General features: G+C 59.9%; 32 protein-coding genes and 3 pseudogenes. 11 read left to right on the top strand and 24 right to left on the bottom strand.

Annotated elements, in window-relative coordinates:
* Positions 1-141: 141 nt before the first annotated feature.
* A complete protein-coding gene (locus CIT26_RS11075; RefSeq protein WP_095492613.1) occupies positions 142-405 on the top strand; it encodes a hypothetical protein in 264 nt (87 codons plus the stop codon).
* A gap of 8 nt (positions 406-413) precedes the next feature.
* On the opposite strand, the gene CIT26_RS11070 is transcribed toward CIT26_RS11075, so the two are convergent.
* Together CIT26_RS11070 and CIT26_RS11065 are read right to left on the bottom strand one after the other, a co-directional pair.
* Entirely contained in the window at positions 414-659 is a 246-nt protein-coding gene (locus CIT26_RS11070) for a hypothetical protein (protein WP_095492612.1), read from the bottom strand.
* Positions 659-880, bottom strand: coding sequence for a hypothetical protein (locus CIT26_RS11065; protein ID WP_095492611.1), 222 nt, complete (start codon positions 878-880; stop codon positions 659-661). The genes CIT26_RS11070 and CIT26_RS11065 overlap by 1 nt, the downstream gene beginning before the upstream one ends.
* Before the next feature lie 487 nt (positions 881-1,367).
* On the opposite strand from CIT26_RS11065, the gene CIT26_RS11060 reads away from it, so the two are divergent.
* Positions 1,368-1,829 carry a hypothetical protein gene (locus CIT26_RS11060; RefSeq protein WP_095492610.1) on the top strand — a complete coding sequence of 154 codons (462 nt, stop codon included), beginning with the start codon at positions 1,368-1,370 and terminating at the stop codon, positions 1,827-1,829.
* 13 nt (positions 1,830-1,842) lie between these two features.
* Positions 1,843-2,133 (top strand): hypothetical protein, encoded by a 291-nt coding sequence (locus CIT26_RS37520; protein WP_143747829.1) that lies wholly within the window; start codon positions 1,843-1,845, stop codon positions 2,131-2,133.
* A gap of 194 nt (positions 2,134-2,327) precedes the next feature.
* On the opposite strand, the gene CIT26_RS38270 is transcribed toward CIT26_RS37520, so the two are convergent.
* The 8 genes from CIT26_RS38270 to CIT26_RS38470 are packed head-to-tail and all read right to left on the bottom strand — an operon-like array spanning position 2,328 to position 5,228.
* On the bottom strand, positions 2,328-2,459 hold the full coding sequence (locus tag CIT26_RS38270; RefSeq protein WP_280951108.1) for a hypothetical protein: 132 nt from the start codon (positions 2,457-2,459) through the stop codon (positions 2,328-2,330).
* Between the two features lie 28 nt (positions 2,460-2,487).
* The gene (locus CIT26_RS38490; RefSeq protein WP_342587005.1) at positions 2,488-2,589 is read right to left on the bottom strand and encodes a hypothetical protein; all 102 of its coding nucleotides are present in this window, start codon (positions 2,587-2,589) and stop codon (positions 2,488-2,490) included.
* Positions 2,586-2,831, bottom strand: a complete 246-nt coding sequence (locus CIT26_RS38485; protein ID WP_342587001.1) for a hypothetical protein — start codon at positions 2,829-2,831, stop codon at positions 2,586-2,588. Before CIT26_RS38485 ends, CIT26_RS38490 begins: the two co-directional genes overlap by 4 nt.
* Positions 2,786-3,172 carry a recombinase family protein gene (locus CIT26_RS38480; RefSeq protein ID WP_342587004.1) on the bottom strand — a complete coding sequence of 129 codons (387 nt, stop codon included), beginning with the start codon at positions 3,170-3,172 and terminating at the stop codon, positions 2,786-2,788. The genes CIT26_RS38485 and CIT26_RS38480 overlap by 46 nt, the downstream gene beginning before the upstream one ends.
* Positions 3,173-3,222: 50 nt before the next feature.
* Positions 3,223-3,651, bottom strand: coding sequence for a hypothetical protein (locus CIT26_RS11045; protein ID WP_095492609.1), 429 nt, complete (start codon positions 3,649-3,651; stop codon positions 3,223-3,225).
* Positions 3,648-4,079, bottom strand: a complete 432-nt coding sequence (locus tag CIT26_RS11040) for a hypothetical protein (protein WP_206072751.1) — start codon at positions 4,077-4,079, stop codon at positions 3,648-3,650. The genes CIT26_RS11045 and CIT26_RS11040 overlap by 4 nt, the downstream gene beginning before the upstream one ends.
* Positions 4,079-4,561, bottom strand: coding sequence for a DNA-methyltransferase (locus CIT26_RS38475; protein ID WP_342587000.1), 483 nt, complete (start codon positions 4,559-4,561; stop codon positions 4,079-4,081). Before CIT26_RS38475 ends, CIT26_RS11040 begins: the two co-directional genes overlap by 1 nt.
* A complete protein-coding gene (locus CIT26_RS38470) occupies positions 4,485-5,228 on the bottom strand; it encodes a ParB N-terminal domain-containing protein (RefSeq protein WP_342586999.1) in 744 nt (247 codons plus the stop codon). The genes CIT26_RS38475 and CIT26_RS38470 overlap by 77 nt, the downstream gene beginning before the upstream one ends.
* 842 nt (positions 5,229-6,070) lie before the next feature.
* Between CIT26_RS38470 and CIT26_RS11030 the strand changes: the two genes are divergently transcribed.
* Positions 6,071-6,259, top strand: coding sequence for a cold-shock protein (locus CIT26_RS11030; protein WP_095492608.1), 189 nt, complete (start codon positions 6,071-6,073; stop codon positions 6,257-6,259).
* 171 nt (positions 6,260-6,430) lie between these two features.
* Here CIT26_RS11030 and CIT26_RS11025 read toward each other — a convergent pair whose 3' ends face one another.
* Positions 6,431-6,805: a helix-turn-helix domain-containing protein gene (locus CIT26_RS11025; protein WP_245319352.1), complete on the bottom strand. Its 375-nt coding sequence runs from the start codon at positions 6,803-6,805 to the stop codon at positions 6,431-6,433.
* A gap of 243 nt (positions 6,806-7,048) precedes the next feature.
* Complete coding sequence (locus tag CIT26_RS11020; RefSeq protein WP_095492606.1) at positions 7,049-9,208, bottom strand: S46 family peptidase; 2,160 nt, start codon at positions 9,206-9,208, stop codon at positions 7,049-7,051.
* Between the two features lie 622 nt (positions 9,209-9,830).
* On the opposite strand from CIT26_RS11020, the pseudogene CIT26_RS11015 reads away from it, so the two are divergent.
* Positions 9,831-10,135 (top strand): annotated as a pseudogene (locus tag CIT26_RS11015) (ParB/Srx family N-terminal domain-containing protein); the annotation flags it as partial.
* Positions 10,136-10,405: 270 nt separating this feature from the next.
* Positions 10,406-10,561 (top strand): annotated as a pseudogene (locus CIT26_RS38715) (IS91 family transposase); the annotation flags it as partial.
* A 457-nt stretch (positions 10,562-11,018) separates the two neighbouring features.
* Here the strand turns inward: CIT26_RS38715 and CIT26_RS38465 are convergent.
* From CIT26_RS38465 to CIT26_RS10965, 9 genes and pseudogenes are all read right to left on the bottom strand, one after another.
* Positions 11,019-11,173 (bottom strand): annotated as a pseudogene (locus tag CIT26_RS38465) (short-chain dehydrogenase); the annotation flags it as partial.
* A gap of 14 nt (positions 11,174-11,187) precedes the next feature.
* Positions 11,188-12,222: a proline racemase family protein gene (locus CIT26_RS11000; protein WP_095492605.1), complete on the bottom strand. Its 1,035-nt coding sequence runs from the start codon at positions 12,220-12,222 to the stop codon at positions 11,188-11,190.
* Positions 12,219-13,712, bottom strand: a complete 1,494-nt coding sequence (locus tag CIT26_RS10995; protein WP_095492604.1) for an aldehyde dehydrogenase family protein — start codon at positions 13,710-13,712, stop codon at positions 12,219-12,221. Before CIT26_RS10995 ends, CIT26_RS11000 begins: the two co-directional genes overlap by 4 nt.
* A gap of 35 nt (positions 13,713-13,747) precedes the next feature.
* A complete protein-coding gene (locus tag CIT26_RS10990; RefSeq protein WP_095492603.1) occupies positions 13,748-14,986 on the bottom strand; it encodes an NAD(P)/FAD-dependent oxidoreductase in 1,239 nt (412 codons plus the stop codon).
* A 51-nt stretch (positions 14,987-15,037) separates the two neighbouring features.
* A complete protein-coding gene (locus CIT26_RS10985; protein ID WP_095492602.1) occupies positions 15,038-15,916 on the bottom strand; it encodes a dihydrodipicolinate synthase family protein in 879 nt (292 codons plus the stop codon).
* A 32-nt stretch (positions 15,917-15,948) separates the two neighbouring features.
* Complete coding sequence (locus CIT26_RS10980; protein WP_095492601.1) at positions 15,949-16,614, bottom strand: amino acid ABC transporter permease; 666 nt, start codon at positions 16,612-16,614, stop codon at positions 15,949-15,951.
* 10 nt (positions 16,615-16,624) lie between these two features.
* Positions 16,625-17,287: an amino acid ABC transporter permease gene (locus CIT26_RS10975; protein WP_095492600.1), complete on the bottom strand. Its 663-nt coding sequence runs from the start codon at positions 17,285-17,287 to the stop codon at positions 16,625-16,627.
* A 9-nt stretch (positions 17,288-17,296) separates the two neighbouring features.
* Positions 17,297-18,076: an amino acid ABC transporter ATP-binding protein gene (locus CIT26_RS10970; protein ID WP_095492599.1), complete on the bottom strand. Its 780-nt coding sequence runs from the start codon at positions 18,074-18,076 to the stop codon at positions 17,297-17,299.
* Between the two features lie 69 nt (positions 18,077-18,145).
* Complete coding sequence (locus tag CIT26_RS10965; protein ID WP_095492628.1) at positions 18,146-18,979, bottom strand: substrate-binding periplasmic protein; 834 nt, start codon at positions 18,977-18,979, stop codon at positions 18,146-18,148.
* Between the two features lie 198 nt (positions 18,980-19,177).
* Here CIT26_RS10965 and CIT26_RS10960 point away from each other — a divergent pair, with 198 nt between their 5' ends.
* Together CIT26_RS10960 and CIT26_RS10955 are read left to right on the top strand one after the other, a co-directional pair.
* Positions 19,178-19,897: a GntR family transcriptional regulator gene (locus CIT26_RS10960; RefSeq protein ID WP_095492598.1), complete on the top strand. Its 720-nt coding sequence runs from the start codon at positions 19,178-19,180 to the stop codon at positions 19,895-19,897.
* Positions 19,898-19,910: 13 nt separating this feature from the next.
* On the top strand, positions 19,911-20,678 hold the full coding sequence (locus CIT26_RS10955; RefSeq protein ID WP_095492597.1) for a pyrroline-5-carboxylate reductase: 768 nt from the start codon (positions 19,911-19,913) through the stop codon (positions 20,676-20,678).
* Positions 20,679-20,999: 321 nt separating this feature from the next.
* Here the strand turns inward: CIT26_RS10955 and CIT26_RS38265 are convergent, their stop codons facing one another.
* The 3 genes from CIT26_RS38265 to CIT26_RS10945 all read right to left on the bottom strand — a co-directional run bounded on the left by CIT26_RS38265 (position 21,000) and on the right by CIT26_RS10945 (position 23,836).
* Positions 21,000-21,185 (bottom strand): sulfotransferase, encoded by a 186-nt coding sequence (locus CIT26_RS38265; protein ID WP_280951109.1) that lies wholly within the window; start codon positions 21,183-21,185, stop codon positions 21,000-21,002.
* Between the two features lie 4 nt (positions 21,186-21,189).
* Complete coding sequence (locus tag CIT26_RS38260) at positions 21,190-21,552, bottom strand: sulfotransferase family protein (protein WP_280951107.1); 363 nt, start codon at positions 21,550-21,552, stop codon at positions 21,190-21,192.
* 181 nt (positions 21,553-21,733) lie between these two features.
* Complete coding sequence (locus tag CIT26_RS10945) at positions 21,734-23,836, bottom strand: sensor histidine kinase (RefSeq protein WP_245319350.1); 2,103 nt, start codon at positions 23,834-23,836, stop codon at positions 21,734-21,736.
* Positions 23,837-23,964: 128 nt separating this feature from the next.
* On the opposite strand from CIT26_RS10945, the gene CIT26_RS38255 reads away from it, so the two are divergent.
* The 3 genes from CIT26_RS38255 (at position 23,965) to CIT26_RS38710 (ending at position 25,140) form a co-directional block, all read left to right on the top strand.
* Positions 23,965-24,090, top strand: coding sequence for a hypothetical protein (locus CIT26_RS38255; protein ID WP_280951106.1), 126 nt, complete (start codon positions 23,965-23,967; stop codon positions 24,088-24,090).
* Between the two features lie 313 nt (positions 24,091-24,403).
* Complete coding sequence (locus CIT26_RS10940; protein ID WP_095492627.1) at positions 24,404-24,793, top strand: hypothetical protein; 390 nt, start codon at positions 24,404-24,406, stop codon at positions 24,791-24,793.
* Between the two features lie 176 nt (positions 24,794-24,969).
* Positions 24,970-25,140, top strand: a complete 171-nt coding sequence (locus tag CIT26_RS38710) for a transglutaminase N-terminal domain-containing protein (protein ID WP_095492595.1) — start codon at positions 24,970-24,972, stop codon at positions 25,138-25,140.
* The last annotated feature ends 443 nt before the right edge of the window (positions 25,141-25,583 follow it).

Raw genomic sequence — 25,583 nt, 5'->3', positions numbered from 1 at the left:
AGGGCCACTGACACACAAATGATATTGAGTGTCGATTACGCGCCGCTTATTCGTGCCGATGCGCCAATGCATTGCTAAAATAAAAACGTTACGGTCCGAGACTCAAGACCCCTTCGGCGCAGGGGAAGGGAGGCAACCACAATGCGCGAATTGCCCAAGAGCATTAACGCAGACGTTCTGATCGAAATCAGCAGATTTCTAGATGATAGGCCGAAGTCGACGCCGGTCCCGGTTCACAAGCTTGCGTTGATAATCCGGCAGCGTTTTAACGCTAGGCTTCCGGCTGAATCGATCGAAGAGCTGATCATCGAGATGGCCATGACGCGTCAATTGCCAATGCTGTTCGACCTGCCCGAAACAGATACGGACAATGTGATCTCGATTGCTTTAGCCCGCGCTTCCTGAGCCGTGCCCTAGAGCGGTCGGCCGGCACGTGTCATTGCCCGGATGATGGCAAGTTCTGCCTCAAGCTTGGCGTTTTCCTTTTGCGCCACATTGTCCGCCGCGACGAGACGCTTCAATGACCGCATGATCTCGCCGCGCGCCCAGCCTGCCTCCAGCATGCAATCGACGATCGCCTGAAAACCGGGTTCCATGGCTTCCTGGCAGTCGATCTCGCGGTCTGGGTAATCGTCCTGTCGTCGGGGCGAATTGATCATCAGTTGACCCGCATCTGTCCGGCATACTTTGGGTTCTTGCGCAGCTCGCGCTCGGTCGTGCGTTGCAGATGCTTTGACAGTTCGATGGCGGTGTCTCCGTCTTCAATCAGACTGCCGATCAATTCGGCGCCCAGCATCGTATGCGCATAAACCGCACTCTCGGGCGAAAGGCCGTTGAGCAGCTTGGCTACCCTTTTGGCAACACGCTCGATGGCAGGCATCTCCTTGCGAATGATCGCGTCGAGCTCGGCCTGCTCTCCTTACGTGATATAGAACATAGGGCGTCTCCTTTCAGATATACCGTTCGCCGGCGGCGCGGTGTTCGAAGCAGAACCAACGGGGCGCCTGTCTCGGCTTGGCGAAGCCTCATCCTGCATTCTTGCCGCAATCGGGGTGCTCGCACCTATGGTGCTGAATGCCGGGGCGCGTGACGGGCTCCATTGCACCCGGAAGGCGGATCAGTTCGTCTCTCATAGCAGGTTCGATCATGTGCGGGCTGTCTTCGGAACTCGGTCATAAGCAGACGTATTCACGTCCCGGCTCACCCGATAGAACTGCCTCCTGTTGCTATCCGGCCAATAGTGAACGAAATAGGAACAAAGAGTCAATGGCGCCCTTGACGGACGAGGAATATGTTCCTTATTCCTGTTCTGATCTGAGTAGGAAAGGAACGATGGCGAAGCGCCAACCGCGCCGACGGGCAAAGCTATGGCGAAAACAGCGGAGGACAATTTCCGGATCGAGGTTTGGGACCGCGAAGAGAAGGCGCTCGTCGAGACAATCTGTCGAACGCCGGACTGCTCGATCAGCCAAGCTGCATGGCAAGTCGCTATCCGGCGCCGACCGGGGATGCTCCTGATTCACTACAACAGCCGGCATGTCATGGAGAAGATCATCACGCCCGGCGAGCCGACTGTGGCGCCGCAAACCATCGTAGAGGGCAGTGTACATGCCGGATTAGACGTATCGCTAGGCGATCTCCGCGAATGGCACACGTTGCGCGCCTGGTGCAGAAACTGCTCGCACCATGCGGAGGTAAGGGCGCCGGCTCTCGCCAGGCGCTACGGCAAAGGCGCGCTGTTCAGCACCGTCGAGAGGGCGCTGCTCTGCACGAGTTGCGACAGGGGCGGACCGGTCAGGCTGGAGGTACACAAGCTACCGAGGAACTGAAAGGATATGAAATATGCAGGACCTGATTGACTTTCTCCAAACCAATTCCGCGCTGGTGCTGGCTAACCCAATAGCCTTTTCCACGTTCGCGGTCCTTTTTGGAGGCGGAGGCTTCATAGTCGGGCGCTACTTTTTGACGGAGCGCATCGCCAATCTAGAAAGCCGCATCGCCAGGCGGGATGACGAGATTGCCGAACTTAAAGCGCTGCAAATTGCGAAGAAGCTGAAACTGCCGATGGTGCCGATTGCTCGCACCATCGCCATCGAAGGAAGCGACAGGTCGGCGCGCGTTAGCGTTAGCTGAGGTGTCATGGCTTGATCGTGAAAAGGTCGCTCTTACGCGTTCCCGTCGGTTTCGCTCTCTCCGTCGATTTCGCGCACTAGCAGTAGGCGTTGGTTTCCAGCCACTCTCGCAGCGAACTGCTCCGCATTCGCGCGATCAGCTTCGGGCCGTGAGTCTATCGATGGCGATTTTCTTCCGTTTAGAGATCGGGCCGTTCAAGCTTCCGCGTTCACGAGGCCGGCAACGAGATTGCCAGCCAGATTGAGGGCGATGACGCCGACTAGCGCCCGCACGACCCTGCGAGGGTGCGCAACGGCTTTGGAACGGTCATCAAAGATCGCTTCCATGGGGGCATGCTGGTCAGCAAATTCCCGCCTATAAAAGCAAGTTCGCAGAAGCTTGCCGCCCCAAAATGTTGCGCACGTTCGACACCTGCCATCGGCCATTGCGCGCTGTTCGAACGCCGCGGCTGTTCAGGGCAATGGCCAGGCCACGCAGGCTGGTGATGCCGGACTGCTGGATGGAGGCGATGATCGGGTCTGGGCAAATCTGTCAGCCTCCCGGATCGAGACCTTCCGACCTCTCGCTGCAGCTTCCGCTGTGTTGGTCGGATTACCGAGCTTCATTCCAGTGGTCTTGCGAGAGGCGAGGGCGGCCTTGGTCCGTTCCGAGATCATTCGCCGCTCCTTCTCGGCCAAAGCCGCATAGAGGTGCAACATGAACGGATCGGCATCAGCACCGAGTTCGGCCACGATGGAAAGGAACGCGCTGGATCATCAGGCCAGCAATGAAGGCAACATCGCGCGAGAGTCGGTCTAGCTTCGCCACAACCGACCGGGCATTTGAGCTGCCGGGCAAGGGCGAGGGCAGCGGTCAGTTGCGGGCGTCGATCAAGAGCATCCGCGCCCTTTCCGGTTTCGACCTCGATGAACTCCTGGATGATGGCGATGCCCTCGGCCTCGGCAAAGCGGGCAACCGCGGCACGCTGGGCCACGATGCCCAAGCCTGAACGTCCTTGCCGCTGTGTGGAGACCCGATAGTAGGCGACCGCGCTCGGCATGTTGCTAATTCCCGGGGTGTTCAAACTGCAAACCACCATTTGCAGTTTGCTCACAAGGCCTCAACTAGCAAGTCCAAGCACTTGATTTCGACGAAGATTCTACTTTGCCCTATCGATCGGCCTCGCGGCTCCTGGCCCTTCCAAGGCCTTCGGTGCTTCCTCGTAGATCGTATGAAAGACAACTGGGCCGCATATTCCTGAACTGACGTTTCCTTCCAACGCGCTCGGGTCTTCAGCCAAAAGATCGCGGCCGTGACGGCCTCGCGTCCTTCCCCGGTGGCCTTGCGGTAAAGGCTTTCTGCAACGCGTGCATTGGCCTTGATTTGACCACCGTCGAGCTGAGATGGGTAATCCGCCTTCAACCTCTCGACGTCGATGCCGAGCACCTGAGCAATATCGGATGGCGCGATGCTATATCCGGCCATTGCCTCAACCTGCACGCTGTGCGGCTTCGAATAGTGGGTGTCCTTTGCTGTCATTGCGGCTTCCACTTCGACCAAGCAGGTTCTTCGCCGAGATCGTCTAGAGCCGTCCCACGCGCCGCTTCGATCGCTTTCCAATCGGGTGGCGAGATAACGATGCGCTCAATCTTCGTAATTGCCTGAAGTGGTTCACTGGTGTGTTCGGTAACGACCCTCTCCTTCCAGCGAGCTCGCGACTTCAACCAGAAGATGGCGGCGGTGACGGCTTCGCGACCCTCACCGGTGGCTTTTCGAAAAAGGTTTTCGGCAACCTTGGCGTTGGCCTTGGTGTGACCCTGGTCGAGTTCATAGCGGTAGTGCTTGCGCAGGGTCTTGGGATCGATGCCAATCATGCCTGCGATATCTGGTTCCGGCACGCCATAGCCGGCCAAGGCCTCCACCTGTCGGCGATGAAACGCATCGGCTGCATGTTTGGGCCGGGCCATCAGGCAGCCTTCGGCGCCCGCTCGGCTGCGACCTCGGCAAAACTGCAGCCATCTCCCTCCAGCGCGGCGTCGCCGCCTGTGAACGCCTGCCAGCGAAGAACCGCGACATCGACATAGGCAGGGTTCAGTTCGATCGCATAACACGACCGGCCGGTCATCTCAGCGGCGATGATCGTGGTGCCGGAACCGCAGAACGGCTCGTAGATGGCCTGGCCGGGCGAGGAGTTGTTTTCGATCGGACGTCGCATGCATTCGACAGGCTTTTGAGTGCCGTGGCCCGTGTCGGATTTCCGGTGGGGGATGGCCCATACAGTGGTCTGTTTGCGATCTCCCGACCAGTGGCCTTTCTTGCCCTTCCTGACGGCATACCAGGCCGGTTCGTGCTGCCAGTGGTAATCGCCGCGGTCAATGACCAAACGAGTCTTGTCCCAGATAATCTGCGAGCGGACGGCAAAGCCGCTCGCTTCGAGGTTGGCGGCCACCGTGGCTGCATGCAGGGCCATGCCAGATATAGGCAACATCGCCGGGAAACAGCGCCCAGGCCTCGCGCCAGTCGGCACGATCGTCGTTCAACACCGTTCCCTTGGCGAGGTTGGCACCGTCACCAAAGCGCTCGCGCCAGGCCGGATCATAGCTGACGCCATAAGGCGGGTCCGTCACCAGCAGATGCGGCTTGACCCCGGCGAGCGCTCGCTCGACGTGGGCTGCATTGGTGCTATCGCCACAGATCAGCCTGTGCCTGCCGAGAATCCAGACGTCCCCAGGGAGGGTGGTCGGCTGCTCCGGAACCTCGGGAATGTCGTCGGGATCGGTCAGTCCCTCAGTGCCGGCACTGGTCAGCGCGCCAATTTCCAGATCGTCGAAGCCGGTCAGCGACAGGTCGAAGCCAAGCTCACCCAAGTCGGCGAGTTCGAGACCCAGCAGTTCGGTGTCCCACCCGGCGTTCAGCGCGAGCTTGTTGTCGGCAATTATCAGGGCCCGTTTCTGCGCCTCGGTCAGGCCAGCCAGCTCGATGACCGGCACTTCGCCCATCCCGAGCTTCCTGGCCGCCAAAAGCCGTCCGTGACCGGCAATGATGCGGTTCGCTCCGTCGACCAGAATGGGATTCGTCCAGCCGAACTCACGAATAGAGGCTGCGATCTGCGCCACCTGCGCATCGCTGTGCGTGCGGCGTTGTTGGCGAATGGGATCAGGGCTGTGGCAGGACGATACTCCACCTCGAGTCGAAGAGGGTGAGCCTGGAGCTGATCAGGTGACTGCAAAAGTGACGAGCGCCTCTTAGAGCGGACGTCAGCAGGCAGGGAGGGAGGATCCATTTCATGGCCTGCGGATTCCGTCTGCATGGACTGTCTCTCGTGCAGGCGGCGGCGCGATCGGAGGGCCTGCGGTCTGTCCGGATCTTAACACATAGCTATCTAGCTGTAATCGCTGCAGTTCTTCGCGTCAGTACGAGCGAATTCGCTGGTCTACCACGATTGCTAAGGCGACCGAGTAAGCGCTATCGATGTAAGCTGCAGCACGTTGATCAGAGGCTATCGGGATGATATTCCTACGCCTCTCCTATAAGCCGGTACGAGTATGAGCAAAAGTCGACATCGCGAATCGCGGCGCCAACAATACGACAGCTACCAAACCGATGATCACGGTCCGGAACCCAGCTATTTCCAGCGCCCCCCGCCACAATCGCGGATTCAGTTGAAGCCGAAGTGCTGTGGTTCAATGCGCAGAAAGGCTTTGGTTTCGTCTAGCTGACGGATGGCTCAGACGCCTACCTGCACATTAGGACGCTGGAAGCTGCCGGACATGACAATGTCTCCGAGGGGATGCGGCTTAAGGTCAGGACCGAGGCTGGCCCAAAAGGGCGCAGGTTGCGCAAGTGCTGACGGTCACCGGCGGCGCCGAGCGCCCGCTCAGCACCGGACTCCCAACTCGGCCGGACCTGAACGTTACTACCGGACCCAAATGCAGGAGATCATGAGAGCGCCGGCGCCGTGAAGTGGTACAACCCGGACAAAGGGTTCGGTTTCATCGGCCTTGAAAGCGGCGGGAAGGATGTATTCGTTCACGCATCAGTTTTGACCCGCTCTGGCCTCACTAGGCTCGAAGAGGGCCAGAAGGTGGTTGTCCGATACGCCAAGGGCCAAAAGGGCCTCGAGGCTCGAGGCATCCATCTTAGTTAGCGGTCCGAAACCAACAGATTGTTGCTCTTTGAATACTCACGACGAACGCGCTCATCTGTCAGTCGCAGCGCCGAAATCCCACCCGCCTGGATGCATCTGGGGTTAAGCTGTCCCAATGTCCCACTCTCTAGGGATCGGGACAGTGGGACAGTCCAGATGCACGGATTGCGCCTATAGCTTTCCCTCGGCCTTCAGTTGTGCCTGGATCCGGCTGACCTTGGATTTGCTTAGTCCTGTCTCCTCGGCAATTTCACGGACGCTCAGAGCTGACCCGGAAAGCGTTTGCACCTTGTCAAACTCCCGGTCCTGGATGGCACGAACCGACCATCTTGCCTTACCGTCATGGACCTCGAGTTTCGCTTCGAACGGTTTTGCTGCTTCGCCATACACGCCGCGCGCCTTGCCAAGATGTACCTCAAATCTTGCGCCATCTTCGACGTCGTAGTCATCGGGACGCTTCAGGTTGATGAGGGTGTCCAGGATGTCCTCGCGTTTGCTCGTCCCACGCGGATTGCCCCCACGACCTTCATGCTCGACGAGCAGCACGCTGACGCCGCGACGGCGTAGTCTTAGGAACCAAGCTTGCATGGTATCCCAGCTTTCGGCATCATTCTCGCGCCCCCGCTGACCAAAGTGGATCTGTTGTCGAGGATTAGAAGCGCCGTAGCGCCAAGAACATCCTCCAGCCGCTCCTGATGTTCCGGCAGAGCGAGGTTGAGGCTGACCCCGACATCCTGCTCGTCCATTGGCAACATGCGCAGCTGACATTTACCAACGTTTTCTATCCGCTTAGGAGCGCGACGCCGGCCGCACTCCCATTTCCTTGAGCAACCGGCCCGCGCCGTCGATCTTGTCCATGGTCCAGAGCATGAAGCGACTGTCGACATGGATGCTGCGATTGCGGTCCGCGTCGGGGGCCCAGTCCGAGATCACGCCCTCGAGCGTGCCATCGAAGGCGAGACCCACGAACTCGCCGCGCCCGTTCAGCGTCGCCGAGCCGCTGTTGCCATTGGTGATGTCGACCGTGGACATGAAGTCGACCGGCAACGTGCCCAGCGCCGGCGCGACATATGGGCCATAATCCTTGGCCCGGATCGCGGCGACGGCGGCATCCGGCGCATCGAACTCGCCCTTGCCAGTGTGCTTGGCCAGAAGTCCCTCGGCCGTGGTGAAGGGCGTCCAGATCTGCCCGTCGCGCGTTCGCCCCGTCACCTTGCCCCAGGTAATGCGCAGCGATCCATTCGCGTCGGGATACACCGGCCGGCCGATCGCATGCCGATAGGCACGCAGGCCCTGCATATAGGCCGCGCGCGCCGCTTGCCTGCGGCCGGCGCGGTCCTTCGCCGCGCGCTCCGCAGCTATGTCGCCGGGATAGAGCGCCACCGCCAGCTTGATGAAAGGATCGTCCGACGCCTCGAAGGCAGCAGCCGGCTTGCCGAGCCAGCCGAGCCGCGTGGCCGCGTCGGCGAGTTTGGTGTCTGCATAAAGTCGGTCAAGGCCGATTTGGTCCAGAGCGGTCTCGAACGCAGTATCGCGGTCCTTTGCGTCCAGCCGGCGATATTCATCGAGCGCGGCCTCGAACAGCTTGCGATCGATGTCGGGCAGATAACCGCGTTCGATCTGCCTCAGTTGATCCACGGTCCCGTTACGGTCACGATCCTGAAAGCCGCTTTCGCGGTCTTCATCGGGCTTCTCATGCTCCTTCGCCCAGCGATAGAGAGTGCGCGCGGATGAGAGGATTTGCGCGCGGTCCAGCAGCGCCTGCCGCAGCCCCTCGAGCGAGGCCCGGCTGTTCTCGGCCACCACGGCGTCCAGTTCGCGGATTGCTGCGCCATAGCGCGCCTGCCGCGCGGGATCGTCAGCGACCCAGTCGCGATAAGCTTTCTCCTCGTTGGCCTTGCGAGCGTTGAGCCCAATCGCATCGGCGCCGGCGAGATCGCCCGCCAGCTTCTTCTCGTAGTTTTCCACGCCTCGCAGGATGGGGGCGTAGCGGATCTGCGCGTCGCGATTGCCTACGGTGGCTTGCTTGATCTGGGCGGCATAGTCCGACAACAAATGCTGCAGCAGCGGTTCGTAGTGCGCGAAGTTGAACCGGACTTCGCCGGCGGTGCGCAACCGATTGGTCGTCGCCGGAAAGCCGGCGACCATCACGAAATCGCCTTCTTGGACGCCTTCACGGGCGATGCGCAGCCAGCTCTTCGGCCGGTAAGGCACATTGTCGCGCGCATAAGGCCGGGAGGAACCATCAGGAGCGACATAGGCGCGATAAAAGCCGAAGTCGCCTGTGTGGCGCGGCCACATCCAATTGTCCGTTTCGCCGCCGAACTTACCGATGCCGAGCGCGGGCGCATAGACGAGGCGCACGTCCTGAATTTCGAGCTTCTGCTGGAGATAGTAGGAGGCGCCGCCATAATAGGCCCCCACGTCGCAGCGGCGATTGGGCTGTTCTTCACATGCGGCGATCAGCGCCTTGCGGTTTGTGTCGAGCCGCTCATTGCGGGCAAAGCCGTTCAGCTTGTCCGAAACGCCCTTGAGCATGCCGGCGGTCACATCCCGCATATCCTCGATCACATAGATGCGGCTGCCGGGCGCCGCGGGCAATTCTTCACCCAGGCTCTTCGCCAGAAAGCCGTTTGTGAGATAGTCCTGGCCCTCCTTGCTGTTGTACTGGATCGATCCGAACACGCAGTGATGATTGGTCGCGACCAGCCCTTGTGGACTGACGAAGGAGGCGGAGCATCCGCCCAGTGATACGATCGCGTTGAGCGGGTCAGCGTCCAGACGGCGCAGCTGGGCGGGATCGATCTGGAGCCCATCCGCGCGCATGGCCGCGCCCACTTCCGCAGTCTGGCCCGGCATCCACATACCTTCGTCCGCCGTCGTAGCGGTGACCGTCCAGAGCAAGGCGATGGCAGTTGCTTGGGCCAAACATTTCAAATTCGAGTTCATGCTGATCTCGCCCCATCCTGATTCTGTTCTCCGCAGACTCGATGACTATCGGGATGGCCGGCGTCCGCCAGCGCCTGCGCTGCTGCCACTCCGTGAAGACTGAGTGGACCGTTAACGCAAGAATCCGGATGACGCTCACCTCTCATTGTATCGGTTCCGGGCAACGTTTGCGGATCATCCGCAGCACTAATCGTGCCAAAGGAATAAAGCTTTCAATTACAACGTGGGGAGCCGCCCCATCTATGTCCGACCTCCGACATTCGTTGTAGACCCGACGCTGTCCTCGCTAGCCAGCGCCGCTACCAACGGTTGTCGCTTGGCCATTAATTGTGAGAGTGCTGTCGTTTCGGTTAGAGACCGGTGATTTCTCTGGGTCAGGCAGCGCGCAGAAGAGGTGTGTCGCACTGCATTTAAATGCGAGAATGCGGCGGTCGTCACGATTGCTGCGCTCAATTATGAGACGCGAGGGAACGCAATTCTCAAATTTGATGCAATATTGAGATTCATCGCGCTGTTCGCTATTGACCGAGGATCGTGGCGACGAATTCTCCAAATCGGGTCCGATTTGACCATTGCAATTGAGACGACCGCCGCAACCTTCGCCGCCGAGCGTGGTGTGGTGATGTCAGTGTCCCTGAACAAGCTCAAGAAGTCGCCCAGGAACGCCCGGAAGACCCTGCACGGCGAAGCTCATATCGAGGCGCTGGCGGCCAGCATCGGCGCCAAGGGAATGCTGCAAAATCTGGTGGTGGATGCGGAGGGCCAGACGACCGGCTTTATTTCGTCACCATCGGCGAAGGCCGCAGACTGGCGCAGTTGCAGCGCGCCAAGCGCAAGCAAATTGGGAAGACGGAAGCCGTGCGCTCCGTTCTGGATACCGAGAACGACGCCCACGAGATCAGCCTTGACGAGAACATCACCCGCGAGGCTGGCCTCAAAGTAATTCGGGACTAGGCCACAGCCGACGTCGAGCGCACCCAGGCCATGCTGGACAGCACCGGTAATCAGGCGGTGATGCCGGACATGATCGAGGGCTTCGCCAATGTCGCTCGCGAAAGGCTGCGGCTTGAGGGAGGTGGCTATTGGCGGGATCACCTGCGCACATTGGCGCAGCGCGTCGAGGTCGCCGATACCGAAGTTCGTATCATGGGATCGAAGTCGGAACTGTTGCGAACGCTCGTAGCCGCTTCAAGCGTAGTCGCGCCGGAACCGGAAGACACCGCCATCGAAGAGCCCGTGGATCCGCGACCACCATGCCCCTGCTGCGGCGGCACCATGATCATCATCGAGACCTTCGCCCGGTGGTACCAGCCTCGTGCACCGCCTGCCACAAGGACGCCGAACCGGAGAACGCTCCATGACCCGTCATGGCCAAATTGCCCGCACGACCGTGCCACGTCGGCACCGGCCAACACGATGGGCCGCGCCCGGCACTGGGGCGCGAGTCGTCAGGCACGCAAACCCCGTCGGAATCACTGCGGCAAGCTCTGCAACTACGCCTGGGAGCCGCTTGCTCTACTCGCCCTCGGCACTCTATGCGGCAGGTCCCGACAGGCTCTGGCACGCCCCGAAACACAAATCCCCATAGCCCACCGCTTGCGGCCCGCGGGTTCCTGCATGAGAGACTTTCGTACGCCTGACGGCACCCGAAACCCTTCAGCATGTCGGACATTGAGATCAGCATTGCCGCTTCCTGAAAGCCGACATCCCGAGCGACATGCTGAGGGTCGTGATTGCGCCCATGAGCAGACGTACAGTCTTCAAAAACAGACGACAACTTGGCAACAGAAAGCAGCCGCTGACTGATCAACGCGATTGCCTGCGCGCCGGTAATATCGACGAGCGATCCGCACATGAAAGCCGCCTCATCCGATGCACGGAAAGCAACCAGGATGGCAACGTTCTCGGGTTGCCGATGCCCTCGAACGACACCAGCTTCTCGAGATCGGCAATCGTCCGACCCGTCGACCTGGTCCTCTTTAGCCCAACAGATTTACCTGCGGGCCCCAACTGTCCGACAGGGCGAAGCCGCGTGCGAACGGATCGTCATCCGAGATCCTGAGCCGCTCCGTTCCGTAGACCCAGCTGCTCCCGGTGATTCTCGGCAGGACCGCCCTTCGTCCTCCCACTTCGGTTTCGCCGATAGCCTCCGCGAGAAATTCACCGCCGATGATGGAGCGCGACGTGCGCCGGTCTCCCACCGATATCTCGCCACGGGCAAGAAGCGTAGCGAGGTTGGCGGAGCTTCCCGTGCCGCAGGGGGAGCGGTCGACCCGGCCCGGCCGCAAAGTCGTGCATGTCCGGATTGCGCCGTCCGGCTCCCTCTTCCTGAACATGACATAGGCGATCTCGTCGATGCCTGAGAGCGTCGGATGCTTCACCTGGATCTGTTCTGCGAGCAGCGACTTCAGTTCGATCCCCGCCTCCGCCAGCTCGCGTGCATGCGCGGGCGCAATGTCGAGTTCGATCCGTCCGACGTCGACGATCGCATAGTAGACGCCGCCGAATGCCACATCGATCTTGATGCGGCCCCACCGTGGCGTGTCGACCATCTTGTCCAGGAACTCCACAAAGCTGGGGACATTATCGAGACTGACCGAGAGGCAGCGGCCACCGCGGCATGCCGCGCGCGCGATGACGAGCCCGGCCGGAGTATCAAGCCTCACGACCGTTTCCGGCTCCCGCATCGTAATTCTTCCACTCTCCAGCAGGGCGGTGACCACGCAGATGCAGTTGCTGCCCGACATCGGATGCGCTCTGTCGGCCTGCAGCACAATGAACCCCGCGTCGGCGTCCGCTCGCGTAGGTGCAATCAGCAGGTTGACGGACATCGCGACATGAGCGCGCGGTTCGAAGGTGACGAAGCGGCGGAGGCTGTCATCGATAGTGTTGATGTGATTCATCTTGTCGAGCATGGTCGCGCCGGGGATTTCGGGCGCGCCACCGACGATCACCTTGCCGATCTCGCCCTGGCAATGAACCTGAATGAGATCGATCGCGCGCGCCCAGATCATTGAGCCGCCTCTGAAGGTTTCAGGTACCAGCCCCACTGCTCTTCGCTCACGAATTTGGTGATCTGTTTCGTCTCGAGATAGTTTTCCAGGCCCCAGCGACCCAGCTCGCGGCCAATGCCCGATTCCTTGTAGCCGCCCCATGGAGCTTCGGTGAATGTCGGCTGCGAGCAATTGATCCAGACGATCCCGGCGCGGAAGGCGGCGGCTACCCGCTCGGCTCTGACTTCGTCCTTCGACATGACAGCGGCGGCAAGCCCGAAGCGGGACTCATTTGCAAGCTCGATGGCCTCGTTCTCGTCAGAGAAAGGCCTGATGCACAGGACCGGGCCAAAAATCTCCTCGCGCCAGGCATCGCTGTCCAGGGGCACGTGAGTCAGGACGGTCGGCTCCAGAAAGTAACCCTTCTCGAAACCTTCAGGACGGCGCCCGCCGCAGGCGACCGTCGCACCGGCCGATCTGGCCGCCTCAATTGCTCCGAGGACCTGCTCGTATTGGCGCTTTGAAACGAGAGGCCCAAGAAGGATTCCATCCTCAAGGCCATTGCCGATGGTGATCTTCTGCGTCTCCTCGACAAGCCGCCGCAGGAGTTTCCCATAGATGCCCTCCTGCACGAGAACGCGCGATGTCGCCGAGCAGACTTGTCCCTGATTCCAGAAAATGCCGAACATGATCCATTCGACTGCCTCGTCTATGTCCGCATCGTCGAAAACCACGAACGGCGACTTGCCGCCCAGCTCGAGGCTGACGCGTTTGATGTCGCGGGCAGCGGCCGCCATGATCTTCGAGCCGACAGGACCGGATCCCGTAAAGGCGAGCTTGTCGACGCCCTTGTGGTCGACGATTGCCTGTCCCGCCACCGAGCCGGAACCTGTGACGACGTTCAGCACGCCCGGCGGCAACTTTGCTTCGTCGGCGATGGCCGCAAGTTCCAATGCTGTCAGCGAGGTCAGCTCGGCCGGCTTCAGCACGACGGTGCAGCCGGCGGCCAGCGCCGGCGCGACCTTCCATGCCGCCATCAGCAGCGGATAATTCCAGGGGATGATCGCGCCAGCAACGCCAATCGGCTCCTTGACGGCCCTGGATGTGAAGCGCGCATCCGGCAGCTCGATCGGCTCTCCCGGATCGTTGTCTTGCTGCTCGGCAAGCCCGGCATAGTAGTCGAAGCAGCCGGCCGCATCCGCGATGTCCCACTCAGCCTCCGGTAAAGGCTTGCCGTTGTCGATGACCTCCAGCCGGGCGATTTCCTGTTGTCTGACCCGGATTCCGTCAGCGATCGCCCGAAGATAGGCGGCACGTTGAGCCCCGGAGAGCTTGGGCCAGCCGTCCTTGTCGAACGCACGGCGCGCCGCCGCAACGGCTGCGTCGACGTCTTCGGCTGTGGCCGCGGGCAGCTTGTGGATAACGTCCTCGGTGGCTGGGTTGACGACGTCGAAGGTTCCGCCTTTGATCGGCGAAACCCACCTGCCGTCGATATAGAGTTCGCTACGCATTTCGGCTCCTGTTCTTCGTTGCACCGGCGTCGTTGTCAGAAGCGGTTCACACGGTACGGTTTGAGATCAATGGGTGGCTCTACACCCGCAACAAGATCGCCGATCAGGCGCGCGGTGGTCGCCGCATAGGTCAGTCCGAGATGGCCGTGACCGGTGGCGTAAAAGACACCCCGGCGCTTCGCCGACGGTCCGATGACGGGAACGGTATCCGGCATTGCCGGGCGGTGTCCCATCCATTCGGAGGCATCATCCGCGCGAAGGTCAGGAAGCGCTTCCTTCGCGCGCTTCACCAGCACCTTTGCACGCCGATAATCCGGGGGCGCATCGAGACCTGCCATCTCCACCGTTCCGCCGACCCGAATCCCTCCAGCGGTGGGCGTGACCATGAAAGCCCGCGCCGGCCAAATAATGGAGTGGCGCATCGACACACCCGCAGACATGATCTGGGTGTGGTAGCCGCGCTCGGTTTCCAGCGGAATCGGCTCGCCGAGGAGGCGTGAGAGACTTCCGGTGTAGGCCCCGGCGCAAAGCACGGTCGAAGCTGCGGCCATGCGCCGGCCGTCCTTCAGCCGGACTGCGGTGACGCTGCCATTGCCTTCCTCGAAGCCGACGACCTCACCCGTTTCGACCTTTCCTCCGAGCGCCTGGAATTTCTCGGCCAGCGCTACGACCAAGCGGTAGGGGTCGGCGACCGAACGGTTATCCGGAAAAAGAACGGCACGACCAATCTTCGTGGTCAGCGCCGGCTCCAGATCGCGGATGGCCCCGCCTGCAAGGATATCGTGCCGGAACCCGAACCGCTCGAGAACCTCTATATGCTCCCGGTCCGCCTTGAACTCGGCTTCGTCGGCATAGAGGCTGAGGCATCCCTCCGTGCTGAGCAGGCCGGAGAGCCCAGCGGCTTTCAGCAGGGGGTCGAGATCTTCGTATACCCGCCGGCAGAGAACCGCACCTGCGGCCTCGAGCGCTTTTACGCGAGACGGTCGGCTCGCTTCGAGGAAAAGAAGGAACCAGGGAGTGAGCTTCGGCAGGTAGGAGGGCCGGATCCGCACCGGACCCTCGGGATCGAGCAGCCATTTCGGCATTTGCGCCCAGACCGATGTCCGGGACGCGGGCAAGAACTCGGTGACCGCAATGCTGGCCATGTTGCCATAGGACGCGCCCTTGCCCGGCGCGTCCCTGTCGATCAGGACGACGGCGAATCCGCGCCGCTGCAATTCGAAAGCTGTGGCAACGCCGACAATGCCGGCCCCGATCACGGCGATATGAGACACGACATGCCCTCGCAGCGGGTGTACAGCGGGATATTCCGGGAACCCTTCCGGTTACCGGCTCAGTACCGGCGCCATTGCCGCCTTGAACTCGGCCTTTTCCTCGTTTGTCAGAGGTCCAAGCGGGGCACGGCACTCGCCGACCGACGTGCCCTGGAGTTCGCAGCCATACTTGATCTTCTGCACGAACTTGCCGCTCTCCAGGATGTTCATCGCCCGGTAGAGAACAGCCATCTGCTCACGCGCTCTGTCGAGTTCACCGGACCGGAACGTGCGGTCCAGATCGCAGCAGGCCTTGGCCATGCAATTCGCCGGGCCGCATATCCAGCAGTCGGCGCCCCAGAACATGAAGTCGAGCGCAATATCGTCCGATCCGGAAATAAGGTCGATGCGTCCCTTGTAACGGGAGTAAATGTCGACGGCGCGCTGCAGAATGCCCGAGCTTTCCTTGATACCGATCACGCGTGGATGGTCGGCTAGTGCGTCCATCAGCTCGAAGGAAATTTCGACCCCGTCCTTGGGAGGATAGTTGTAGAGAACGAGGCTGACGTCCACGGCATCGAGCACGGCGCGATAGTGCTTCAGCAATTCGTCCTGCGTCGGGCGAGTATAGAACGGCGTCGCCAGCAACACGATATCGTATCCGATTTCCTTGGCGCGCGCCGTGTTTTCGATCACTTCGCGGGTCGCCGGCGCGTTGGTGCCCGCAATGAGCACTTCATCCTCACTGGCGAAATCCTTGACGAACCTCAGCACGTCTTCCCGCTCCTGGTTGGACATCGAGAAATATTCCCCGGTCGAACCGCAGGGCACCCAGCCGGTCACGCCTGCCGCTCGCAGGCTCAGCATGTGCTTCTCAAGCGCCGGGAAATCGACCTTGCCGCCCGTATCGAACGGGGTGACGAGAGCAGGCATCACGCCTTTAAGTTTCATGGGAAGTCTCCATTTACAGAATTCGGTTGGCGTCATATCGCGAGTTTCGCGAGGATGCGGCGTTCGATCAGCGAGACCGCACGCGTGAGCGGGAATGCGATGACGAAGTAGATCAGCGCGACGATGGTGAGGACTTCGACGGGCCGTGCGGTGTTGTTCGAAATGTTCTGACCGACAAACATCAGGTCGGCCATGCCGACAGCGGACACCAGAGCGCTTTCCTTGAAGAGGCTGACGCAGTTCGACAGAAGCGTCGGGATGGCGCGCAGTACAGCCTGAGGGAGTATCACGTTGATGACCTGAATGCGGCGCGGCAGGCCGAGCGCGATACAGGCGTCCAGCTGCTCGGGACCCACGGACTTCAACGAGGCCCTGAAAGTCTCGCTGGTGATCGCACCCATGTAAAGCGTCAGGGCGATCACGCCAGACGCCAGGTTGGACAGTTCTATCCCAAGGATCAGCGGCAGGCAGAAGAATATCCAGAAGAGCTGGATCAGGACGGGTGTGCCCCGGAAGAACTCGACGTAAATGCTGGAGATAGCCCGCAGCATTACGCTTCGCGATGTGCGGGCAAGGCCCACTAGAAAGCCGAGTGTGCAGCCCAGGATCACGCAGATCAGCGTAAGCTTGAGCGTCATCCAAAGACCAAGAAGCAGCGCATCCTGAAACCGAAGAATGATCGAAAAATCCAAAGCCATGATACCTTCCTCAGTTCATCAGAAGCTGGCGTCGACGCTCGAGATAGCCAACGACTTGCGTCACCGGGAAAGAGACGGCGAAATAGATGAGTGCGACCACCGTGAAGGTTTCGATAGGCCGGTATGTCTCGGTGGCAAGCGTCTTGCCCTGATACATCAGGTCCTGAACGGCTACGATGGCGACCAAAGCGCTCTGCTGGAAAATGCCGATGCCGTTCGTCAGCAGCACCGGTATCGACGCGCGAAAGGCCGTTGGCAGCACGATGTAGAGAATTCGCTGGAACGGATTGAGACCAAGAGCGATTCCAGCGTCGATCTGCTCCCGCGGCACGGCCTGAATGGAGGCGCGGTAGGCCTCGGCGTTGAACGCCATGAGGTTGAATCCAAGCGCCAGGATGCCCATCGTCATCGACCCGAGGAAGACATTGAACAGCATCGGCACGCAGTAGAAGAACCAGACGATCTGCACGATGGCAGGGGTGCATCGGAAGAACTCGACGAACAGCATCGCCGGCAGCCGGATCACGGCAATGGGGCTCATGATCAGCAAAGCCAGCAGGAAGCCGCCGACGATGCCTATGATGTTTGCCGCAGCGGTGAGTTCGAGGGTGACCATCAGCCCCTCCCACAGGGGAGCGAAGGAAATAGACTGAAAATCGAACGAATAGTTCATCTCCGTCCCCTACTGCCGGATGTGGAAGACGCGGTCGATGAAATCCCTGGTTCTCTCTTCCTTTGGAGAGCCGAGCACCTGCTCTGGCGGGCCGTCTTCGACAACGACGCCACCGGCACAGAAAATCACACGCGAGGCGATGTTCTTCGCGAACCACATGTCGTGGGTGACGATCATCATCGGCATTTTCTGCGCAGCGAGCTGAAGGATGACTTGCTCCACCTCGGCAACGAGTTCCGGATCGAGAGCCGAAGTCACTTCGTCGAAGAGCATCAACTTCGGATCGAGCATCAGCGCGCGGGCGATCGCCACGCGCTGCTTCTGGCCGCCGGAAAGCTGTGCTGGATAAGCCTTTGCCTTCGCGGCCAGTCCAAACCGGGTGAGTAAGCCCACGGCCCGCTCCGTAGCGTCCGACTTCCGCTCTTTGCGAACCTTGCAGGGCGCCAGGATCAGGTTCTCCACGACGTTCAGATGCGGAAACAGCGTGTAGTGCTGGAACACCATGCCGATGGACCGGCGCACTTCGGTGTCGATGTTTGTCTTCTTGTCGAGGCCGTCCGACGAAATGTAAGGCTTGCCGCCGAACGTGATCGATCCGCGGTCGATTTTCTCCAGACCCATCATGACGCGGAGCAGCGTGCTCTTGCCGCCGCCGCTCGGCCCGATCACGACCAACCGCTCGCCGGGCTGCATTTCGATATCGAGTCCTTTGAGGACTTGGATCGCAGGCCCGTAGCTTTTGTGGAGGCTCTGCATTCTCACAAGCGGCGGAGTTGTGGGAGCTGTCATTGAACCAATCCTGAGAGCGAAGTCAGAAGCGGAAAGGGCCGGGCTCAATCAAAGCCCGGCCCAACCTGGTTACCGGGCTCCCTTGAGCACTTCATCGACGGCCTTGCGGATCAGCGCGTCGACTTCGCCTGTAGCCACCTTCTCCTCGAGGAAGATGTTGACGACCTCAACGTCCGCTGCAGTCAGCTGATGCGGCAAGCCGAAAGCTACGCCTTGCTTTGCCAGCGCCGGCGTCGGGTTCATCGCAACCGCCCAGTCGGGATTGGATTGGGTGAAAAGCTGGTTGGTGTCCGATGCATCCACCAGGATATCGGCACGCCTGGAAACGACGGCCAGACGGGTCTCGTCGTTGCCTGGCAGGCGCAGGATCGTTGCATTCTTCACCGCTGCCGAGATCGCCTTGTCCTGCGCAGTCCCGGACATCACGGCAAGCGTCACACCCTCCTTGTCGATGTCAGCGACGGAGGCAGCACCCGCCGGTATCTTCGGGTTTTCTTTGTTGTAGGCGAGCGAGATCTGGTACTCCATGGCCGGGATGGAGAACTGTACGGCCATGGCGCGAGCAGGCGTCCGGTTAAGCGCCAGCGAAAGGTCCCATTTTCCGGCCTGAAGGCCAGCGACAATGTTGTCCCAGGTCGTGTCGACGAATTCCGGCTTCACCTTCAGGGCATCGGCAAATCCGCGGCAAAGGTCGGCGAAGAAACCCGAGTATTCCCCGGTTGCAGGATCGCGCATCACGTAAGGTGGAGCGACCGCCGCACCACAGCGCAGCACACCCGCCTTCTGGACGCCCTGCCAATAGCTGCCGCCGGTCTGGGCGAAAGCTGAAGTCGTTGCAACACCTGTAAGCAAAGCAAGTGCGGACAGCGCCCGCATGACGGGCGAAAGCATTTTCGAAAGCATCGTCATTCCCTTTTTTCAAGCGCAAAGCGCGTGGTTCCACTCGTCGGCTTGGAGCCGCTCTTGGTCATTTTCTTGTCGTCTACGTGTCGACAGAAGAATTTATGTCGTCTACGTGTCGACAAAGTCAAGCGTAAAAATTACATTGCCGGTAAGTGGCCTGCAGCCCTATGTGTTCCTCAGGCAGCGAAAGGGATCGAAGTGTCTGACGACTTGGAAGTGAAGCGAGCCAGGGGAACTGGCTGGAAGAGCGTCTACGACACGCTACGGAACGAAATTCTTTCCCTGGCTCTGCAGCCGGGGCAGCTTCTTGATGAGACGACCCTTGCAGAGCGGTTCGACATGTCCCGCTCCCCTGTCAGGGAGGCGTTGATCCGCCTGTCTGGCGAAGACCTCGTCATCACGCTCTCAAACCGGAGCACGATCGTTGCGCCAATTGAGATCGCCACCTTCCCAAAGTATGTGGAAGCCCTTGATCTCGCGCAACGCATGAACACGCGCCTGGCAGCCGCATTGCGTACCGATGCCGATCTCAAGATCATCGCGCGGCGTCAGAAGGAGTTCGAAGCCGCCGTTCGGACGGGCAACCATCTCCAGATGTCCGAAGCCAACAAGCAATTTCATATGGCAGTCGCCAATGCAGGCAAGAACCCATTCCTGGCGTCATTCTACGAGCGGCTGCTGAACCAGGGGCAGCGTATGCTGCACCTGCATTTCGAGTATCTGGAGCGGACGCATGAAGGCTATCTGCTGACCGACGAGCATCAGCTGATGCTCGAAGCCATCAAGGCGAAAGATGTAGAGCTGGCGGATGAACTGGCCCACGCCCACACGCGCCAGTTCCAGGACAACTTCATCAACTTCATGCGGGAAAACTACACGACGGATGTCACACTAGGGTCGCTTCAGGCGGCACAGTGATCTGGAGTCGCGTATGAAATTTGGTTTCGTTGGAACCGGTGCGATCACCGAAGCGATGGTGACGGGATTCCTCGGCTCGAAGTTGGAACTATCCCAAGTCATCGTTTCGCCAAGAAGCGCCGAAACCGCCGCCCGTCTCGCTGCCCGTTTCTCCTTAGTTCAGATCGCAAATGACAACCAGGCCGTCGTCGACGCCTCGGACGTACTCTTCCTCGCCGTTCGGCCACAGGTTGCTGAAGATGTCATCAAGGCTCTTCGCTTCCGTCAGGGCCAGGCCATCGTGAGCGTCATCGCGGCAACCGACCGCAGCACAATCGGGAGCTGGATTGATCAGGATGTTGAACTCACCCTGGCGATCCCGTTGCCGTTCGTCGCTGATGGCGAAGGAGTAACCGCGATCTACCCGCCTAGTTCTCAGATCGCTTCCATCTTTTCCGCAACTGGCGGCACGGTCCAGTGTGAAACGAAGGAAGAATACGACCTTCTTGCCGTCGCCAGCTCGCTCATGGGCACTTACTTCGGAATTCTTGACCGTACGACGGAGTGGCTCATCAGCAAAGGTATGCCCGCCTCCAAGGCGCGGGCATACATTGCGCCCCTGTTTGCTAGCCTCTCCCATACTGCATCGAAGTCAGATCAAGCGACATTCGATAACATCAGGCGGAAGTTCTCCACCAAAGGTGGGCTGAATGAGCAGGTTTTTGAGGACTTCTACCGCAAAGGCGGAACCAAGGCACTAACGGATGCGCTCGACCGGGTATATCGCCGTATCCAAGGATAGCTCGCGCCAAACCCGTTCTTCTGGTGCTATTTTGATCTTCGCTGCCAACGTGTTCCACGAAGCGCAATGTCTCCATTACGCTACGCGAGTTGCCATACGTCACAACACTTTCAATGGCAGCAATGGTCAGATCACGTCGGTACTCGCGGGGTGCCGAAGGTCCGCTTCATTATAATCCGAGCCTCAAAAGCTGCCAGTCAGCATTCGGCCCATACTCTGTCGAGCAACAATGCGCCCCATAGCGGACGAAGTGATTAGAGGTACATTCGGCCAGAAGCAGTTATTTGCCGATGTCCACTCGTGACCTTGCCAACGGTCAGACTAGTTCTGTGCAAGAGCCGACTGAAAGTCCTTGGTGTTGTTGCGATTGGGATAGGACTGGTCCGGCACCGGCACACCGAGATGGCGGCAGAGCGGCTTCCACCCATCTCCCAGATTGTGGACCAGCAGCCGACCCGGCGGCACTGTCGCAATGACCGCCCTTACATTGGCTTCGTAGACGGCTATGGCACTAGCGCGATCGTGCGGCCGGCGGCCGAAGACCTTGCCTGGAGATCAAGGCAAGGCCCAGCGATTCCTGATCCGTGCTCTGGCTGATGCCTGCCAGGTTCGTTTTCTCGAAGCTTTTCCACCAGCTTTCCGGCGATCGGTATGTCAGGATGACCTGGGCGTCCGGATAGAACTCAATCAGGTCACGCCAATAGTGCGCCGAGGGCCAGTCGATGCAGGACGCGTAGCCCGCAAACAGCTGGTTCCAGCCTGGTGCCGCGCCCTTCGCCAGCGCACGCCAAAGCCGCTTCTGGACTTCATTGGCCATGACTTCGAACATGTGGTGACAGGGGCCGAAGCCAAGGATCGTCAGCGCCTCGCGCATCGAAACGAATCCGTTCTTGTCCGGCCAAAGCCCGTTCCGATTACCCTTATCGCCATTGCCCCCCGGTATAGCCACTACATTCGACTTTGGCGTGGCCGAGTAGCGGCCAACGGCAAGATACAGTCTGGCTAATGATTGGAGCTTCTTCCTATGCAAATAGTTCGGACTGAACCGGCGAGGTCTAAGTTTCCCTGCTTGGGAAATGTGCTTCAGCCTCATTCGGCTCAGACAGGTTCACCCGAAAAACGCAGACCAGTCCTGACCTTTCGAAAGTCAGTACCACTCGGCCCCCGGAATCGGAATCGAATATGCGCTCCAGAAGCTGGGTGCCAAACCCCTTGCGCTCGATAGGGCCGACGGTTGGGCCGCCAGTCTCTCGCCATTCGAGTTCAAGTCGGCGTTGCTGACCAACAAGCTTCCAGGATATCGAAACCCTGCCGTTTGCATTCGACAGCGCCCCATATTTGATCGCATTGGTCGTAAGTTCATGAAGCGCGAGAGCACATGAAAGGGCGACGTTTGGCGGAAGCCAAACCTTCTCTCCGCTGATTTGAAATCGTTCGATCGGAACATGTGGCTTGATCGACGCTGTGATCAGATCATCGAGATCGGCGCCGCTCCAGTTCTTCTGCGTAAGGATATCGTGCGCCTTCGCCAGCGAGATCAGCCGGCTGGACAGGATCCGTCCTGCCTCGGGCAAAGTGGTTGCGTTGCGGATCGTTTGGCTGGCGATGGCTTGGACCACCGAAAGCGTGTTCTTGACGCGGTGGTTCAGTTCGTTGACCAGCAATTTGCGATGCTCTTCGCCGCGTTTGCGGTCGGTTATGTCAAGGCTGATCTGCACAGCGCCGATAATGTTACCGCCTGGGCCGCGGATTGGGCGCGCGCTGGAGAGCAGGAAGCGCTCAATTCCCGACGGAAGGGTGTATGCGAACTCTTCATTGTCGGTCAGTTCCCCGCGCATTGCCCGGCTTAGAGGCCGGTCCTCCCGGCTCACGGTATGACCGTCCTTGACCGCCACCGTGTTGATCACGAGATCCGGGCTGCCAAAGGATTTGCGGACGTCGGTCGGCAAACCCATGAGTTCCGCCGCGAAGCGATTGCGGATAACCTGCAGGGCTTTCGGGTCATAGGTAAACCAGACCGCCGCCGGCACCGTCTCCAGTACTGTCTCCAACTCATACCGGCGCTCGGCGATGGCGCGCTCTGCGTCTACCAGCGCCTGCGCAATAGCACCGAACTCGGTAACCGTGGTGGACATGGGCTCAACTGTGCGGCCTTGTCCAAGCGCCTCAGCGCGGGCAGCAAGGTCGGTGGTCGCTCCAGTGAAGCGCTTTCCCACGACGTATCCGAGGGCGATCGACACAAGAAGCGCCAGGAGGCCTATACCGCAAATTGCCGCGAGCGAACGCCAAAGCGGCGCCTGCACCTCCGAAAGTGGCACGTTGGCGGTATAGAACCAATTGGAATAAGAGGATCGGTAGTAGCCTGCCAGCAGCGTGATGCCCTCGAAGTTGCGGGATGTGAAGCTGCCGGAGCGGCCAACGATTTTTTCCAGATATTCCGGCAATCCGGGGTTGCCGGTCATCTCCTCGTGCGAGCTGGAACGTGCCACGTAATTTCCGTTGCTATCTCCAATACCAACAGTCCACGCCTCAGGCACAGCAGGCATCATCACGTTGCGAATGCGCGCGGTTGGGACAGAAATCGAAAGGACCAGGTCTTCGCCCGTCGGAGCCGGCACCCGTATGGCAACGGCGATGCGGTAGTTTTTGGAATCCTTGCTGGCGAAGACATCGCTGACGAAATTGCCAGACGCTCTGAGTTTCTCCAGATCACCCGCCGGCATCGGTTCGACGGGCGGCAGATCAGCACCGTACCCCCTCTCTGTATTCAACAGTTGATTGCGACCCAAATCGCGCAGGACAATGATCCGGTCCGTCCCTTCGACCAGGCTGAGCGCCTCGCCGCGAAAGGCCTCCAGATCGCCATTGGCCAGAGCAGGCGATTTCGACAGACCGTTGAGAGTCGTTTGAAGATTGGCTAGTTCGCCCTCGACGACGAGCGAAACCTGCCGGGCCGTTTGGCGTGCCTCCTGTTCGAAGCGGGACCGCTCATGCACAGCATATTGGACCAGCAGATAGGCCGCGAAGAGCCAGACGGGTATCACCGCGGCCGCGATCAGACCAAGCAGGTGCGATCGAGCTGATCGACGAGGCAAATGCTGTTTCCCCTGCCGCCTCAGAAACTTCACCAACCATAATCGCAAGCCTGCGAACAGCAAGCGTTAGTTCAAGCGAACGCGGCAGCGCCCAGCCAATTCTTGGCAGAAGACAGAGGCTATGTTTGCAAGCGGCAGACAACTGCTAGTGATCCAAAAGCAGATATGAATAAAGGTCTGGAACGCGCCTGATGTCGGCCATAGAGATCAGCTTTGCCACTTCCTGGAAGCAGTCATCGCCGATGATGACGCTGGAGGTCGTGATTGCGCGCCACAAACGGACACTGCGGATCGCCGCGCCTGAATGGCTTGTCTGAGAGCCGCTGCTGCCGCTCAGCTTGTAAACCCTCTGTGTGCAAATGGCTTCGCTGCCGGAAGGCTTCCATACCGGCAATCTTGAGGGCGGGGTCTCGATCGAGACGCAGTTGTCGCACAGTATGACAACGTGTTGATCCAGCCGAACCTGGTCTTTCCCCAATATCAAGGACCTCTGCCCCTGCGTCTTCTTCTGATTCCTTTAACGGCGGAATCCGTGTTGGTGACAGGACGCCCATCATGCACATGCGAAGGAACGTTAAGGCGCTGCTTTCGTTGAGTCATGTCAAGCTGCTGAATCGTGAGGACGACACCATGGCCAGCACTGACGCAACACACCACATTCCAGCTGACGTGCGGGCTGCAATCCATGCGTTCCTGGACGCATGCCAGAAGGAGGCAAGACCGTTTGCAACGTCGGAAGCGCTGGGCGCGGTGCGACGCGTTTTTCCTGATCTGGATATCTCGGATACAGACCTAGTGGATGCCATCACCAGCGAAGCATCGACAGCGGGCTTCGATGTGGAAGCGTGCGCAGGCGATGCTTCAAACACGCTGAAGCAGAAATCACTCGACCGATGGGACAATGAAGGCGGTGCTATTGGCCGCCGTCCGCGCACTGAGGCGCAACGGATGATCGACAATGAGACGAGCGGTGCAAGGCGGCGCGTCAAAGAGACGAAAGATCGAAACGACCTGATCTAGCAGGCTGTAACGAGGCTCTAGCCCGGAGCAGCGATCACGGACTTCGTTAGGGATGCGGGGTTTGAACCCAAGCGGGGGTAAGGCGATTGCCGCCACCTTGATCCGGCAGAATGGTCTCGGGCAAGTGACCCCGCACCGCTTTCAGAGTTGACATTATTGCGCCAGCGCCCTTCGGCATGGTCTTTGAGAAATTCAATGAGAGTTCTGTTCAAGACGTTCGCGCGCCGGGCCACCTTTCGTTGGCACAGATGAGACTGGCGATCCATCACCGCACGACCTATCGCTACGCACGCCCTCTCGTGCTCCAGCCGCACCGCATGATGCTCCGGCCGCGAGGCAGCCCATGATATCGCCGTGCTGGCAAGTTCGCTCTCCTGCACGCCTGTCTCGGAACTCGACTGGACGCAGGATGTCTTCGGCGACTTACCGGGACAACGCGATGCAGCGGCGTATTCTGGCACTCACGATGGCAGGTCTCCCTGCCAGATACACCTGACACTTGGTCTTGACTGGAGGCAAGGCACGACAGGCTTCGTGAGACGACCTGAAGTGCCGCACGAAGCCATATGAGCGAATGGTCACCAGGTGCTTCCGAAAGCACGGAATAGACGATGACGGCTATGCCGTTGTGATGCGATTCTGATGGCAGGCGCCTGAAATCATATAGCTATACCTGAGCAGGAATATAGTTTCTCATGACGCCTCCTCAAGATCGTGTCCCAGGGAGTGGTGTAGCTGACGGCTTGGTCGCCGCGCTCTCCGGCATGGGGCCGGGCTGATCAGCGTGCCA

This window comes from Mesorhizobium temperatum, from assembly GCF_002284575.1.
In the GTDB taxonomy this organism is placed as follows: Bacteria; Pseudomonadota; Alphaproteobacteria; order Rhizobiales; family Rhizobiaceae; genus Mesorhizobium; species Mesorhizobium temperatum.
The sequence above is the reverse complement of the archived record's forward strand: the minus strand, read 5'-3'. Positions and strand labels throughout refer to the sequence as shown.

Coding starts and splice junctions, on each gene's coding strand:
- CIT26_RS11040 (WP_206072751.1), bottom strand. CDS start 4,079: ATGGCCCGGCCCAAACATGCAGCCGATGCGTTTCATCGCCGACAGGTG.
- CIT26_RS11060 (WP_095492610.1), top strand. CDS start 1,368: ATGGCGAAAACAGCGGAGGACAATTTCCGGATCGAGGTTTGGGACCGC.
- CIT26_RS10965 (WP_095492628.1), bottom strand. CDS start 18,979: ATGCTTTCGAAAATGCTTTCGCCCGTCATGCGGGCGCTGTCCGCACTT.
- CIT26_RS11045 (WP_095492609.1), bottom strand. CDS start 3,651: ATGACAGCAAAGGACACCCACTATTCGAAGCCGCACAGCGTGCAGGTT.
- CIT26_RS11000 (WP_095492605.1), bottom strand. CDS start 12,222: ATGATCTGGGCGCGCGCGATCGATCTCATTCAGGTTCATTGCCAGGGC.
- CIT26_RS37520 (WP_143747829.1), top strand. CDS start 1,843: ATGCAGGACCTGATTGACTTTCTCCAAACCAATTCCGCGCTGGTGCTG.
- CIT26_RS38270 (WP_280951108.1), bottom strand. CDS start 2,459: ATGGAAGCGATCTTTGATGACCGTTCCAAAGCCGTTGCGCACCCTCGC.
- CIT26_RS10985 (WP_095492602.1), bottom strand. CDS start 15,916: ATGAAACTTAAAGGCGTGATGCCTGCTCTCGTCACCCCGTTCGATACG.
- CIT26_RS38260 (WP_280951107.1), bottom strand. CDS start 21,552: ATGCGCGAGGCGCTGACGATCCTTGGCTTCGGCCCCTGTCACCACATG.
- CIT26_RS38480 (WP_342587004.1), bottom strand. CDS start 3,172: ATGCCGAGCGCGGTCGCCTACTATCGGGTCTCCACACAGCGGCAAGGA.
- CIT26_RS11070 (WP_095492612.1), bottom strand. CDS start 659: ATGATCAATTCGCCCCGACGACAGGACGATTACCCAGACCGCGAGATC.
- CIT26_RS11020 (WP_095492606.1), bottom strand. CDS start 9,208: ATGAACTCGAATTTGAAATGTTTGGCCCAAGCAACTGCCATCGCCTTG.
- CIT26_RS10970 (WP_095492599.1), bottom strand. CDS start 18,076: ATGACAGCTCCCACAACTCCGCCGCTTGTGAGAATGCAGAGCCTCCAC.
- CIT26_RS10955 (WP_095492597.1), top strand. CDS start 19,911: ATGAAATTTGGTTTCGTTGGAACCGGTGCGATCACCGAAGCGATGGTG.
- CIT26_RS38485 (WP_342587001.1), bottom strand. CDS start 2,831: ATGTTGCACCTCTATGCGGCTTTGGCCGAGAAGGAGCGGCGAATGATC.
- CIT26_RS11065 (WP_095492611.1), bottom strand. CDS start 880: ATGCCTGCCATCGAGCGTGTTGCCAAAAGGGTAGCCAAGCTGCTCAAC.
- CIT26_RS10980 (WP_095492601.1), bottom strand. CDS start 16,614: ATGGCTTTGGATTTTTCGATCATTCTTCGGTTTCAGGATGCGCTGCTT.
- CIT26_RS38255 (WP_280951106.1), top strand. CDS start 23,965: ATGTCGGCCATAGAGATCAGCTTTGCCACTTCCTGGAAGCAGTCATCG.
- CIT26_RS11075 (WP_095492613.1), top strand. CDS start 142: ATGCGCGAATTGCCCAAGAGCATTAACGCAGACGTTCTGATCGAAATC.
- CIT26_RS10995 (WP_095492604.1), bottom strand. CDS start 13,712: ATGCGTAGCGAACTCTATATCGACGGCAGGTGGGTTTCGCCGATCAAA.
- CIT26_RS10975 (WP_095492600.1), bottom strand. CDS start 17,287: ATGAACTATTCGTTCGATTTTCAGTCTATTTCCTTCGCTCCCCTGTGG.
- CIT26_RS38710 (WP_095492595.1), top strand. CDS start 24,970: ATGGTCTTTGAGAAATTCAATGAGAGTTCTGTTCAAGACGTTCGCGCG.
- CIT26_RS10940 (WP_095492627.1), top strand. CDS start 24,404: ATGGCCAGCACTGACGCAACACACCACATTCCAGCTGACGTGCGGGCT.